Annotated in this window: 13 protein-coding genes; all 13 read right to left on the reverse strand. The window is 51.7% G+C overall.

Annotated features, from left to right (window positions below; genetic code table 11):
- Window positions 1-138: 138 nt before the first annotated feature.
- Window positions 139-900, reverse strand: coding sequence for a prepilin-type N-terminal cleavage/methylation domain-containing protein (locus LLG46_04060; protein MCE5322474.1), 762 nt, complete (start codon window positions 898-900; stop codon window positions 139-141).
- A gap of 82 nt (window positions 901-982) precedes the next feature.
- The gene (locus LLG46_04065) at window positions 983-1,885 is read right to left on the reverse strand and encodes a prepilin peptidase (GenBank protein ID MCE5322475.1); all 903 of its coding nucleotides are present in this window, start codon (window positions 1,883-1,885) and stop codon (window positions 983-985) included.
- Between the two features lie 5 nt (window positions 1,886-1,890).
- Complete coding sequence (locus LLG46_04070) at window positions 1,891-3,105, reverse strand: type II secretion system F family protein (GenBank protein ID MCE5322476.1); 1,215 nt, start codon at window positions 3,103-3,105, stop codon at window positions 1,891-1,893.
- 85 nt (window positions 3,106-3,190) lie between these two features.
- The gene (locus LLG46_04075; GenBank protein ID MCE5322477.1) at window positions 3,191-4,327 is read right to left on the reverse strand and encodes a type IV pilus twitching motility protein PilT; all 1,137 of its coding nucleotides are present in this window, start codon (window positions 4,325-4,327) and stop codon (window positions 3,191-3,193) included.
- A gap of 109 nt (window positions 4,328-4,436) precedes the next feature.
- Entirely contained in the window at window positions 4,437-6,230 is a 1,794-nt protein-coding gene (gene tadA, locus LLG46_04080) for a Flp pilus assembly complex ATPase component TadA (GenBank protein ID MCE5322478.1), read from the reverse strand.
- 45 nt (window positions 6,231-6,275) lie between these two features.
- A complete protein-coding gene (locus LLG46_04085) occupies window positions 6,276-7,127 on the reverse strand; it encodes a shikimate dehydrogenase (protein ID MCE5322479.1) in 852 nt (283 codons plus the stop codon).
- The gene (locus LLG46_04090) at window positions 7,124-7,684 is read right to left on the reverse strand and encodes a YqeG family HAD IIIA-type phosphatase (GenBank protein MCE5322480.1); all 561 of its coding nucleotides are present in this window, start codon (window positions 7,682-7,684) and stop codon (window positions 7,124-7,126) included. The genes LLG46_04085 and LLG46_04090 overlap by 4 nt, the downstream gene beginning before the upstream one ends.
- Before the next feature lies 1 nt (window position 7,685).
- On the reverse strand, window positions 7,686-8,741 hold the full coding sequence (mltG, locus tag LLG46_04095) for an endolytic transglycosylase MltG (GenBank protein MCE5322481.1): 1,056 nt from the start codon (window positions 8,739-8,741) through the stop codon (window positions 7,686-7,688).
- A 43-nt stretch (window positions 8,742-8,784) separates the two neighbouring features.
- Window positions 8,785-9,207 carry a Holliday junction resolvase RuvX gene (gene ruvX, locus LLG46_04100; GenBank protein MCE5322482.1) on the reverse strand — a complete coding sequence of 141 codons (423 nt, stop codon included), beginning with the start codon at window positions 9,205-9,207 and terminating at the stop codon, window positions 8,785-8,787.
- Window positions 9,200-11,281, reverse strand: coding sequence for a hypothetical protein (locus tag LLG46_04105; GenBank protein ID MCE5322483.1), 2,082 nt, complete (start codon window positions 11,279-11,281; stop codon window positions 9,200-9,202). The genes ruvX and LLG46_04105 overlap by 8 nt, the downstream gene beginning before the upstream one ends.
- A 119-nt stretch (window positions 11,282-11,400) precedes the next feature.
- A complete protein-coding gene (gene alaS / locus LLG46_04110) occupies window positions 11,401-14,049 on the reverse strand; it encodes an alanine--tRNA ligase (GenBank protein MCE5322484.1) in 2,649 nt (882 codons plus the stop codon).
- Window positions 14,050-14,204: 155 nt separating this feature from the next.
- Window positions 14,205-14,420 (reverse strand): type II toxin-antitoxin system HicB family antitoxin, encoded by a 216-nt coding sequence (locus LLG46_04115; GenBank protein ID MCE5322485.1) that lies wholly within the window; start codon window positions 14,418-14,420, stop codon window positions 14,205-14,207.
- The gene (locus LLG46_04120) at window positions 14,417-14,611 is read right to left on the reverse strand and encodes a type II toxin-antitoxin system HicA family toxin (protein ID MCE5322486.1); all 195 of its coding nucleotides are present in this window, start codon (window positions 14,609-14,611) and stop codon (window positions 14,417-14,419) included. Before LLG46_04120 ends, LLG46_04115 begins: the two co-directional genes overlap by 4 nt.
- Between the last annotated feature and the right edge of the window lie 7 nt (window positions 14,612-14,618).

The following is a 14,618-nucleotide window of genomic DNA, read 5'->3' on the forward strand; positions in this document are numbered from 1 at the left end:
CATAACGCGCACGTTGGGACAGGATGATTCCCGTCCCAACGCGAAAAAACACATTATTCGACCAGGCTCAGGACGCTTAATATCCCCTCACCCCAACCATCTCTCGCCAAGGAAAGAGGAAGAAGCGAAGGCTAATCATTAGCCCTTGGTAGGTCGAACTCGCCACTTGCAGGCTTCAACTTTACTCGCCGGTACACGCTCCGTGCTGCCATCGAGAAACAGCACAATCGCATTGCCGGTCGGGGCAGTGGCTGTGCCGCCCTGATGATATGAACACCAGGTTATGACAGTATCAGCAGGCGGGTTTCTGAACTTGAGCTGGCGCTCATAGTCCGTCTGCTGCTTCGTTGTGTCATCCGTTCCCTCGTCTGGTTTTAGTCTGCTCACACCAGTCGTAGAATTGTCGGTTTCGCTTGCCCAGTCAGTAAAATAATGCCGATAAACAGTGCCGCCGCTGTCTACATAGCCGTCGTAACTGCTGTAGACGTAGATAGAGATTGTCGGACTATTGGCATAGGCAACCTGAGGCACCGAAAATATCGATTTCGTATCCGTTATATTCGACGACGGACAGTGAAATGTCTTGAATGAAGGAACGTATTCCATAAACAAATAATCGTCGCTCTTTGCAACTGTAAAGTCTACTGCACTCTTTTGTTCTTCAGTGGGTTCGCCGTTGGAATCGACAGCGCCGACCAGAGCAAGGGGATATTTGCGGTTGTCTGTCTTGAACATGGCAACCGCTGAGCCTATCTGATGGAGACTGGTCATGCAGTTGTTCTGACGCGCCTTCTCCTTCACTACACCCATCACAGGGAAAATAACTGCAGCCAATATTGCTATGATCGCGATAACTGTTAGAAGCTCTACCAGAGAGAAACCTCTATTTGATGTCCTCATGTTATGCACCTCCGCACGGAAGTCGTTAGTTAATTATACACTTTTGGCGATAAAACTCGCCAGTATGTTCCATCACCTGCTATTACGGCGTGATTATGCCGACCCACCATGCCCAAATCGAACTAAGTTGAGGCGCGGCTAGAATTACTGCCAGAGCACCGATCACCATATGCGGTCCGAAGGGTATCTCCGTGCGCCAAGACACGCCCTTCTTTTCGGCGCGGCTCTTCAAGATCATATATGTGACGCCTACCACTGAGCCAACTATCACCGCAATAAAGAAAGAGACCAGCGCACCCATCACTCCGAGCACAGCGCCAACTGCAGCGGCCAGGTTTATATCTCCGCCGCCAAGCGCACCTTCATACTCCTGGTCATCAGCGTCATCTTCAGGCTCGGACCTGCCTCTGGGACGAAATACAAAATAGCCGATATACGCAATCAGGTAGAAGACCCCTGCGCATACCACCATACCCGCTATGCTCGGCAGCATCGGAAGCATATTGCCCGAAGCTGTCGGTATATGCAGCAGATTGATGTCACCGGCTATGATATGAGCGACGTCCTTTAACACCCCAAGGATCAGACCGAATATCACTACCTGGTCGGGTATGATGAAATGATCCAGATCGACAAAGAACGCTATGAGCAGTGCACATATGAAAAACACATACACAAATACATCTATGCTGATGCCATATCTCAAATACGTGCCCACAAAGAGCAGGCCGGTTATAAGCTCCACACTGAAATATCGCCAACTTATCGGCTCACCGCAATAACGGCACTTTCTGCCCAGCATCAAAAAGCTCAGCAATGGCACCAAGTCCATTCCCCTGAGCCTTTTGCCGCACTTTGGGCAATGCGATGGAGGCGTCACGATTGACTGCTCCTCGGGTATCCTGTATATGCATACGTTCAGGAAACTTCCTATCGCCGCACCGTATATAAATGCTATCGCGCTTCCAAGCCAGATAGGCAGCATAGACGCTAACCGCCTCCGGAAAGGTTCTGAATAACAGCAATCAACGGCATGAACATTCCGATAACGATACAGCCTACAACCGCACCCAGGGTAACAATCAACACCGGCTCGATGGCAGAGGTCAAACTCGAAACGGCCGCATCGACTTCATCTTCATAGAAGTCAGCGACCTTGCTGAGCATTGGGTCAAGTGAACCGGACTCCTCACCAATAGAGATCATCTGCACTACCATCGGTGGGAAGAGCTTGCTCTTACCCAGTGGTTCGGCTATACGGTCTCCCTCTCTGATTCTTGCCCTTGCTTCAAGCAATGCATCGGATATGATATCGTTTGACACTGTCCCTGACACCGTCTCCATAGCCTGCAAAATTGCAACACCGCTGGCAAGCAGAGTGGCAAGCGTTCGGGCGAACCTTGCAAGCGCAACTTTATGATTCAGGCTTCCAAATACAGGCAGCTTGAGCTTTACCGTATCTAATGTACGCCTGCCGATTTTTGTTCTGCCGAAGAGCCTGGTGGCAACAACAAAACCTACGACAATCAAGATCATAAAATACCACTTGCTGAGCATGAAATCACTGCAGCCCTTTATTGCGGCTGTAAGCGGAGGAAGGTCTTTGATGCCCAGATCAACGAACATGGTCATAAATTTCGGCAAAATAAACGTCATCAAACCAATAACTACCAGACCTGCAAAACAAAGGATCATGACCGGATAGGTCAGAGCAGACTTGATCTTGCGCCGCAGTTCGACATCACTTTCAAGGAACTGCGAAAGCCTCTGAAGACTCTCTTCAAGCGCTCCACCGACCTCACCCGCATTCACAAGACCGATAAACAACCTGTCGAAAACAGTCGGGTATTTCTCCAATGCCCTGGTCAGAGTCTGACCGCTCTCGACCTCGTTGGTAACATCGGTCAAAATTGCCTTTAGCTTGGGATTGGTCGCCTGCTCAGAAAGCACATTCAGACAGCGCACGAGGTTTACACCGGCATCGATCATGGTTGAAAACTGGCGGCACATGATCGAAAGCTCGGACTTCTTGACACCGCCCATTCCGCCGATCTTTTTCTGAGTGCTCTTGGTCTGTTTGATCTCGACAACCGTGAACCCCTGCTCGGTCAGCCTTTTGCGCAGAATATCTTCGTTCTCGGCCTCTGAGGTCCCAGGAATTACAGTCCCCACTGCGTCTCTTATCGTGTATGCATAATTCGGCATCTTAATCACCCCTTGTTGGGGGTTAGGGGTTGGAGATCAGGGGTTTGGGCAAAAGCCCTATCCCCTATCCCCTATCCCCTATTTTCTATCCCCTGAAATTTAATGTGCTGGAGCCATTGCTTGCAGCATTCATATTTACCATGCTCTTCAGTTCTTCCGGGTTCGCAGCTACCTTTATGGCTTCATCCAATGTAATATGACCACTTTTATATAATTCGCACAGATGCTGGTCCATGGTCATCATCCCAGCACTCGCACTGGTCTGAATAATAGACCCGATCTGATGAGTCTTGGCCTCTCGTATCAAATTTCTTATCGCCGGTGAGGCTATCATAACCTCCATAGCGCATATGCGCCCAGGCTGACCCGAACGGGGCAGGAGCTGTTGACATAAAACAGCCTCAATGCTGTTTGAAAGCATCAGACGTATCTGCTCCTGGCCGGACGGAGGAAATGAATCCACGATGCGGTCGACTGTCTGCGCCGCGCTGCTGGTATGCAGCGTCGCGAGCACCAAATGACCCGTCTCAGCAGCCTGGATCGCGTTGGTCATTGTGTCCAGATCGCGCATCTCGCCGACCAGGATCACATCCGGGTCCTCCCTTAATGCCGACCGCAGCGCATGAGAAAACTCCTTAGTGTCCTGACCCAACTCCCGCTGGTTAATTATGCTGTATTTGTGCGTATGCAAATACTCGATCGGGTCCTCAATGCTGATAATGTGTGTGCTGCGCTCGTTGTTGATCTGATTTATCATCGCAGCAAGAGTGGTCGACTTGCCTGAGCCCGTCGGACCCGTGACCAATATCAACCCCCTCGGCTTTCTCGTAAGGCCTTCCAACACCAGCGGCAACTTCAGTTCACGTATGGTCGGTATCCTGGCAGGGATCAGTCTGAACGCGGCCGCAACAGCTCCCTTGTCCTTGAAAATGTTGACCCTGAACCGAGCCATGCCATGCACTGTGTATGAAAAGTCGAGTTCCCAGTTTTCCTCAAAACGCCGGATCTGTTCGTCGGAGAGTATATCATACATCATACGCTGGGTATCGGTGGATACCAGCTTCGGATAATTAAGCGGCAATAACTTACCGTCAACACGAATAACCGGAGGCACATCGATGCATATGTGCAGATCGGATGCGTTCCGCTCCATCATGTCGCGCAGCAAGTCATCGATGTGTAACGCATCAATCGAGACTTCTTGTTCAGCCCTTTTGGTCAATTGCTTTCTCCCGAAAGATGAATGCGAAAAATGGAAAGCCCGGAATCGGCTGCTCTCCACTATCCACTTTCTACTTTCCACTCTTCAAAAAGCAGATTTCTCAACAACACTATTGCCCGGCTGTGAAGACGACCCTCATAACCTCGTCGGGTGTAGTGACACCTTGGAGAACCTTGTCCAGACCGTCCTCCCTGAGTTCATGCATGCCGTTGGCCTTTGCGGCCTCTCTAAGATCGGCTAGAGGAGAACGGCGGACCATTAGCTCTCGAATCTCGTCGTTGATCCTCATCAGCTCATAGATGCCGATTCGTCCCTTATAACCGGTATGCTTGCATACCTCGCAGCCCTCACCCTTATAGAGAGTGACCTGTTGATTGGGGTCCGATGCCTTGAACCCGAACCGCCGCAGTTCGCTAGCGGGAACCTGGTAGGGAACCTTGCATTTTTGACAGACCTTTCGAGCCAGTCTCTGAGCAAGAGTGGCAACTACCGTAGCGGAAATAAGATATGGCTCAACACCCATATCCACAAGTCGGATAACTGCGCTCGGCGCATCGTTGGTGTGCAGAGTCGAAAGAACGAAGTGACCGGTAAGCGATGCCTCGACACCGATCTCGGCGGTCTCAAGGTCTCTCATTTCACCGACCATGATGATGTCAGGGTCCTGGCGGAGGAATGATCTCATAGCTGATGCAAACGTCAAACCTGCCTTTTTGTGGACCTGAACCTGCGAAATACCGCTTAACTGGTATTCGACAGGGTCTTCGATGGTGATGATGTTCTTTTCGACTGAGTTGAGCTTGTGGAGAACTGAATAGAGCGTGGTGGTTTTGCCTGAACCGGTAGGCCCGGTGGTCAGAAACATACCGTTCGGCTGAACGACGATCTCCTCGAGTTGGGACTGCACTTCGGGACTGAAACCCAGTCTATTCAGACCGATGAGAACGTTGCTCTTGTCGAGGATTCTCATAACGATCTTCTCGCCATGGACAGTCGGCAGACATGATACACGAAGATCATAGTCTTTGTTATCCCAGCGGATCGGAATACGCCCATCCTGAGGAATACGACGCTCAGCAATGTTCATATCGGACATGATCTTAAATCTTGATATCAAAGGCTTGTCGATATACTTCGGCAGAGGCATGACCTCGTGCAAAACACCGTCAATTCGATAACGCACCCGCACACCGCGTCTGTCCGGCTCGACATGGATGTCACTGGCGCTGTCCGCAATTGCACGCTGGATGATCGTGTAGGCAATTCGGATAATAGGCGCTTCTTCTGAGACCTTGGCGATGCTCTCAGTGTCCTCATCGGCAATTTCCTCGCGCGCTCCAAAGCCTGCAATTGCCTGCCTGATGTCAGCCGACAGATTGAGGCTCGCTCCTCCTCCGCCGCCATTCGATCCACCAGGTATCGGTGCCGCTCCAGGATCGGTAGTAGGCACAACTTCATTGCCTGCGCTGCCGCCGCTATTATAAACGCGGTCTATCGCATCAAGCAGGTCGTCCTCTGTTGCCAAAGCCGGAACAATCTGCTGGGCACCACTGGCGAGCCTTATGTCTTGAAGTGCAACAGGATCGTTGGGGTTTACCACCGCAAGGATCAATTTGTTGCCGTTTTTGCCTATGGGCAGGACCTTATGCCGTTTGGCAACATGCTCAGGAACAGCATTTACTGCACTCTGGTCTATCTTCTGCGTTACTAAATCCACAAAAGCTATGCCCAGAATCTCCGCCTGGACCTCCGTGACAGCTTTTGCATCCGCAAACCCAAGGTCTATGATTATGCGGCCAATGTCGCCGGGGGCGCTGCGCTGAACATCCCTTGCCTCCGCAAGCTGCTCAGCGGTAATCACTCCCTTGGCGACAAGCGCCTCACCTAAATCTTTTCTAGCCATTTCCAGCACCTCAACGAAGCCGCGCAAATCCGCGACACAAAAAAATTATAACACAACAGCAGCCGCTTCTTCCATCACATTAATCGGCACCTGTCGCCCGGTCCACATTTCAAGCGATAATGCACCCTGGTGAACCAACATCCCCAAGCCATTGACCGCTCTCGCTCCGACCTCACGAGCCCGGCTGACCAGCCGGGTGACCGGAGGGTTATATACGAGATCGTACACCATCAGATTTGGATGCAGCAACTCGGCCGGTATTGGAACAGATTCTATATCCGGGGTCATGCCCACCGATGTGGTGTTTACCAGCAGGTCTGCCCTCTTCACCTCATCCGCAAGAGTCTGTCTGTCCATCTCTACAGCCCTCGCAATTCCTCTCCCGAAGACTGAACTCAAACCCTCGGCAAGCTGCGTCGCCCTCTCAGGCGTCCGATTCGCTATCGCTATATCGCATCCGATCTCGGCAAGCGCAAAGCTTACTGCCTTTGCCGAACCGCCTGCCCCAAGTATCAATACTCTGCGTCCGTCCAGCTTTCCCCACTCAGACTCCGCCGATTTGAGAAAACCGGGACCGTCGGTCGTATCCCCAACTAGATATCCGTCTCGATTTATGATCGTGTTTACGGAATGAATCCTCATCGACCGCTCGCTCACTTCATCGAGATATGCGATGACGCTCTCTTTATGGGGAATCGTGACGTTTATCCCCGCAATGTTCATCGCCCTGATTCCGGCAACCGCTCTCTCAAGATCCTCGGGCAGTACATGAAACGGCACATACACGTAATCTATTCCCATTGCCTCAATCGCCGCATTATGGATCGCAGGCGACAGACTGTGAGATATTGGGTGCCCGAATACGCCCAAAACACGTGTTTTGCCGAGTATGTTCACTTGGTATCCTGTTTTTCTGACTTGCACAGACAGCCGTTTGTTCCAGCAGCAGGCACTTTGCGCAGGCGATGCATGATCCATCGTTCAAGCAAGCGGCTGAGCTTTGTGCCGATAAACTCTTTTGGATGCATAGGCTCGACCAGAATCGTATGCATACACGCCCAGTTGCCGCCGAGTATGTCCGTGAGCAGTTGATCGCCCACTACGACGCAATTTTCGGCTTTGCAACCCAACATCTTTAATGCATTGTTAAAGCCATGCGGACGCGGCTTCAATGCCCTGAATACACAGGAGATTCCAAGCTCGCGAGCAACGGCATCCAATCGCTTCGGATTGTGCGTGTTGGAAATAATGCACATCTTCATGCCCATGGCTTTGGCCGATTCGACCCAACACCTGCTGGACTCGGGAACCTGTGAACTCGCCCACGGCAGAATCGTATTATCCAAATCAAGCATCAGAGCCTCATAACCGCTCTGCCTGAGCACGACCAGGTCGATCTCGCTTATATTGCGCACGTATTGATCGGGTCGAAACAGTTCAAGCATCTCACCCATATCAGCGGCCACCATTCTTTATCGAGTTCTTGGCTGCAATGTGCTCCTGAAACGTCCTGCTGAAATGATGACTCCCATCAGGTCGAGCAACATAATACAAATAGTCCACATCTGCCGGATGCATAGCCGCCTTGATAGATGCCAGACCAGGATTGCATATCGGACCTGCCGGCAGACCTGCATGAGTATATGTGTTATACGGAGAATCCTTATGCAGATCGCCGTAATATATCTTGTCCTTATTGTCAGTGCTCTCGCCGGGCATATATGTCACAGTGGCATCCACCTCCAACCTCATACCCTTTGACAGGCGGTTCCACAGCACGGCTGATATGAGCGGCCTGTCACCAGGGACCTTCGCTTCACGCTCTATCATGGACGCCAATATCAAGAGCTTGTTCAAACCCTTGGCAAACGACTGCTTGCCAAGACCAAATCTATCACTTATAGTCTGCTCTATCTCAGCACGATTGGGCTCAATAACCTTCCGACCAAAAGCATCAAGCATCTTTCGAGCTATGCCCTGAGCATCCGTGCCCCTTGCTATCAGATATGTGTCTGGAAAGAGATAGCCCTCAAGCGAACTGCCATAGATGAACGAATATTCCGGGAACTCGCTGCCGGCGGTGAAGGCAAGCCCTAAAAATGCGTCCCCGGCAGTCAGCTGTTTGCTCTGAAGCAAATCGGCAATCTGGCGTGTTGTAAAACCCTCGGGAATTGTGACCCAGCTCTCGAGCGTCCTGCCGTTGACCAGGTGATCTATCATCTGTGGCATACTCATTGCGCGGCTCAGTTCGTAGACACCGGGTTTGAGTTTCTCAGTCGCACCACCCGCTTTGCACGCAAGCACAAATACAAAAGGGCTTCTGATCAGACCCTGTTCATCCAGAGATTTGCCGATATCCCTGGCAGTGTATCCTTTCAACACAACCACACGGACGGAAGAAGCATCACCGGAAATCGGACGCAGACAGATAAACAGCCATAGGCCGGTTATAACCAACACGGCAGCCAGAACGATAACATAAGGTTTTGCTTTAACAAAAATTTCTTTCATAAGCACATAAATCAATACTCAATATAAAATATAAAATACTAAATCAGAGGCGTTCTTCGCTGGCAAGATAGCTCTGTAATATGACGGCTGCGGCCATCTGGTCGATCACTTTCCTGCGCTTTTTGCGCGAAATGTCCATCTCAATGAGAGATTCCTGCGCCTCGACAGTGCTCAAGGACTCGTCCCATAAAACTACAGGAATACGCAGGCGCTTTGTGAGCCTGTCCGTAAAGTCTTTTACTTTTGCAGCTTGAATCCCTTCCTCACCACTCAAATCCAACGGCAGCCCAACCACAACCATGGATGCATCCAGTTCCTTGATAAGCTCCACCACGGCCCGCAGGTCAGCCTTTATACTCTTACTACGCCTGATAGTGGTCACAGGGTTCGCCGTAATGCAAAGCTCATCACTTACGGCAACCCCGACTGTGGCATCGCCGACATCCAGAGCCGCTATCCTAGGCACTGTTTGCCTCCTCAGATTTGCCGGCGGCGGTCTCCATCATAAAATAAAGAACGAGAGAAGAGAACATTCCAAACATTATCAACGCCATCACCATGCCCGAATCGTTGAATATGAGCGCCACCAGCATTCCGATCAACAAACCCTTAAGACTCGCAGTGGTCGGTTTGTCGCTCATGAACGCTTCCTTGAACCTGCTCGGCACTCGGTATACCCAGAGCAAATATGTGGGAATAAGCACGGCATATGCAATCATCGCTTCGGGTCGAACGATGATCCTAAGATTGAGCATGACCTTTCGTACTATAAGCGAGAATACATAATCTCCGCCGATCCTCTGGACCAGGTTTGCCATTCGACCCGCATGTGCGGCTGTGGAACCAGCAACATGATAGTCGACGACGGCCAATATCGCTAGAATTGCAACCCCGCCGGTAAATGCCGACACCACATGGCGCAGCCCAAACCGGCCCTTCATAACGGCAGTGCAAATCAGGCCAAATACGACGGATGCAGTGATCGTGGCGCCATAGTTTGCGCCAGCCCTGCCCATACCCATCACAAATATCACCAATATCCCGACTATCGGAGCAAGATATCTGCGCAGTCTTTGCCCGCTGAATATGACGACAAGAGCAGACATGGAGATCAGCAGACCGGCATATTCATTTCCGATGCCATAGTATCTGAACCCGCTGAGCTGATATTGACTCGGCAGCGCATATCTGCACAGACCGCCGCCGGTGACGGCATCGACTATAATCCCTACCGAGCCGAGTGTGAACATCGCAAGCATGGGTGCGGCACGCAGTCCGAAAGCTCTTCTTAAAGCATGACCAACACCAAAACTCGCCGCAACAATCAGACACCAGAATATGCATATGGCAGTCAGTTGAGAAGCGATATCCGCCGGGGCAAACACGGCCAGCAGCATAGCCAGGGAAGACGCACAGCCCGTAACCAGCCCTATACGAACGAGAGTGTATACTCTCCTGCGCGCTCGGATAGAAAAAGCAAGCAGCAATATCGCGGATATGTATGTGAGGGCGCCGATCGTCATAATCACATAGATGACAGGAGCGACAATGATCTGATGAGTATGGACCCGCATGTCTAGATCCCGCACCAAATCGAGCTTGTTCGCGCATGGAATGGCACTTGCCGCTCTGCCCAGCATCTCGGGCGGAGCAGTCAATGAAAACATGTTCAGAATCGTCGGAGCAAAGTCGCTTGCCGCGATGAGTCCGATGGTGCGGGTCGTAGGAGAAGTCAAAGCGCCTTTATATTGAGGGGCATAGATCACAATTGGAGTAAGCCTATCCCAAGGTTTTCCGGTCGGCAGGCTGAATGATACGAGCACGAGATTGACATCATCAGCCATCAATCTGTCGACCAACTTGTCCAGATCTTGCATAACCCGGCTCTTTTGCAGTGCGAAAGCCTTGTCGGTCATGCGGTCCTTGAGATCGTCAAGGCGCGTAGTGGAACCGAAGTCGATGACAGTAAAATCAGCATCGCAAGACGAAGAATGACTCAACCGGCCAAAATCTATCTGACCGCGTGAGTCCATTGCCAGAGCCGCTGCTGATCGATCAATCTGGCCAGGATGTATGTCCGAGTTTCCACTGACACACGTCTTCCTGCCGGACACGTGAAGCGCATCACCAAGAATCCCCAACCTGGCTGGTTTTGCAAGCTCGATATTCGTGCGCAGCGCAGGACCCAATCCCAAAAAAACAGCCGAACCCGGACCGGCTTTGCAGCCTGTTTGACTGGCGTATGCGTCACATGCCGGGACGCCGTATTTGGTCATTTCACGAGAATCATAAAAGTCACGCAGAAAACCCCCACCCCGGCAGCTTGCACCCGCACCGGCTGTGAGCATGCATGAAAGCTCACTCTTTGACCCAGTGCAGTTTGGACTTATCAGCCCTATCGCGCCATTATGAACCAGTTTGGTGATTGCATGCAGTGAAGGATCGGTCAGGTCGTCGAGTGTGAGACGGTTGGTCACTACTACAACAACCTTTGTCTGCCTGCTTGCATCTCGTGCTTCTGCAGTTGTAGCAAGCAGCATTACAAGCAAAATCAGCAATATGCTATAGGCAAAACGCAGCTTACCAACCCCCGCCCCCCTCCGAGGCAGAGGGGGAATTGCTGGTACATTTGGGGAGAGGTTATTTGATGTGTTAAAAATCAACTTGCCTGTGCCTTGATAATATCTACGGCTTTTGCGAGAGCTTGGTCGACCTTACTCGCGTCTTTACCGCCTGCCTGGGCAAACTCGGGTCTGCCGCCGCCGCCGCCGCCCGCCACTTTCGCAACCTCGCGCAGAGTGTTGCCTGCATGAAAACCTTTGGAGACAAGATCGGACGTGACTTTGCCGATAAACAAAACCTTGCCGTCGGACACTCCTGCAAGCACCACCACACCGGACTTGAGCTTATCGGCAACGCCATCGGCGAGCTTTTGCAGGGTCGGCACATCGACTGTCGAGACAGAAGCAGTGACGAACTTGACTCCGCCGACTTCCTGCGCAGAATCGGCGAGTTCGCCTGCCTGCTCGGCGGCTCCACGGCTTTTGAGCACATCTGCCTCATGCTGGGCATCTTTGGCTGCCTGCACGGCACGCTCGGCTGCCGAAACAGTATCAGATATGGATGAACCAAGAGCATCGGCTGTCTTTTGAAGCTGATCCTCAATCTCGTTGACATAATGGACAGCCGCCTCACCGGTCACCGCTTCTATGCGCCTCAGACCCGCGCCTACGCTCGACTCGCTCATCAACTTAAACAAACCGACCTGGCCGGTGTGCTGGAGGTGAGTGCCGCCGCAGAGCTCTATCGAGACATCACCCATCTTGACTACGCGGACCTGGTTGCCGTATTTCTCACCAAACAGGGCTGTTGCCCCCATCTTTCGCGCTTCATCTATATTGGAGATGGTGACGTTGGCCTGAACATCCTCAAGAATAAACTCATTTACACGGTTTTCGATGCGGCGCAGTTCGTCATGAGTGACCGCCTGGAAATGCGAGAAGTCGAACCGGAGCCTATCTGGTTCCACAAGAGAACCCTTCTGCAAGGCATGCTCACCCAGGACTTCATGCAAAGCAGTGTGCAAAAGGTGAGTTGCCGTATGGTTTCTGGCTATAGACATGCGGCGCTTTTTGTCCACCTTGCACTGAACCGCATCGCCAACCGAGATAGTCCCAGACTGCATCTTGCCCTTGTGGAAGAAAAAGTGTGAAGCCTTGATCGTATCCAGGACTTCCAGGGCTGCGCCATTGTTGACTATCGACCCGGTATCGCCTACCTGGCCGCCCATTTCCGCATAAAACGGCGTCTCGTCCAGCACGAGTTCGACCTCGTCACCCTCATTTGCAGAGGTTACAAGCTCGCCGTCCTTGGTTATCGCCAGGATGTTTGCATCGCAGGCGGTCTCTTCGTAGCCAATAAATTTGGTAGCCTCAACTGTCTTTTCAAGCTCGATTATGATCGTCCCGCCGCCGCCGAAGAGCTGGGTCGCAAAATCACTGGACTCTTTGGCGCGTCTGCGCTGCTCCTCCATCGCGGCATCGAAACCGTCTGTATCCACCGAGACACCCTTTGCGGCTGCAATCTCTATGGTAAGTTCAAGCGGGAAGCCATAGGTATCGTATAGAGTAAATGCCGACTCACCGTCCAGAGTCTTCTGATTGGAAGACACGGCCAGTTCGATCTGATCCTCGAGGCGCTGCATGCCGCTGTCGAGTGTATGGCGGAACTTCTCTTCCTCGCTGCCGATCACTTTTTCGATATAGCCCTGCCTGTCAGCAATCTCGTGATAGACATCGCCCATTATCTCGACCACTATCGGCACGATAGGCTCCAGAAAGCTCTTCTTCAAGCCAAGGGCTCGACCCTTAACCACCGCATTGCGGATCAGCCTGCGCAGGACATAGCCCCGGCCGACATTGGACGGCATGACACCATCGGCTATTGTAAACACGGCGGACCGGATGTGATCGGCAATCACCCGGATCGACTTGTCCGTATCCTCGTCCGAGCCGTACTTGGCGCCGGAGATCGATTCGATTCGCTGAACGATCGGCAGGAAGAGATCGGTCTCATAATCGCTGGGCATCCCACTGAGCACAGTAATAGTACGCTCGAACCCCATCCCGGTATCAATATTCTTCGTAGGAAGCGGCTTCATCGTGCCGTCCTCCTGGCGGTCGAACTGCTGGAAAACCAGGTTCCAAATCTCGACAAATCGGCTGGAGTCGTGCGCTATTGACCATGCCGGATCCTCTGGCGGGCCGAGTTCGGGCTTGGTATCAAAAAATATCTCATTGCATGGGCCGCATGGGCCGTTCGGCCCCTTGCTGGGAGCATCAGCGGGCCAATAGTTCTTATCCTCGCCAAGCCTCACGACCCTATTCGCCGAAAAGCCGATCTCTTTGATCCACACATCAGCAGCTTCATCATCATCGATATAAATGCTGGTCCAAAGGCGCTCTGGATTTATCTTCAACGTCTCGGTCAGAAACTCCCATGCCCAGTGGATGGCGTCACGCTTGAAATAATCTCCGAAGCTGAAGTTGCCGAGCATCTCGAAGAAAGTATGATGAAAAGCGTCGCCGACCTCGTCTATATCGTCCGTGCGCATACATTTCTGCGATGTCACGATCCTGCCAGCAGGCGGCACCCTTTCGCCCACAAAATAGGGCTTGAACTGCACCATCCCGGCGGATGTGTAGAGCAGGCTTGGATCATCAGGCACAAGGGAATCGCTTGCATGGATCAAGTGACCCTTGCTCTCGAAAAATTTCAGGTATTTGGTTCTGAGTTCACTACTAAGCATGAGTTGTTTTCCAGTTTTTTAGTTATGGGTTCGTGAGTTGTGGATTATGGGTTGCGAGTTCTTTCCAGGGTGACAGAATATAAACACCACTCTTATAGCTTGTCAGCTTTGATTGGAATCCTTGGTAGGCCCATTTTTCCTTTTCAGATATAGGCTTATGCCGCCACGCTCACATGACCTGTCTCTGAACTCGGCTCGGGCACTGGCATTCCACTTGCTTTCAATCCTTCAATGTGAAACTCAAGCGCTTCCCTGAAGTTGTTCTCCACTTCGTAGCGTGTTTTGCCTGTGGCCATGCACCCAGGTACATCCGGTGAATAAGCCGACCAGTTATTTTCCGTGTGCTCATAGACAACAATATACTCTTTCATCGTTTGTTCCCTATCTGTGCCTGCTTGAAAATATTGTTAAGTGTGCCTATAGGCACATCATCTGATGGATGGCCGTGTACGGTAACCAATCCAGGTTTAGCTGGGTGTTTGAATTGTCTGTGGCTCCCACGGGTTCGGTCAATATACCAGCCATTCTGCTCAAGTTGCTTAATCAGATCGCGTACTTTCATAATCTCT

This window comes from bacterium (assembly GCA_021371935.1).
Classification (GTDB): domain Bacteria; phylum Armatimonadota; class UBA5829; order UBA5829; family UBA5829; genus UBA5829.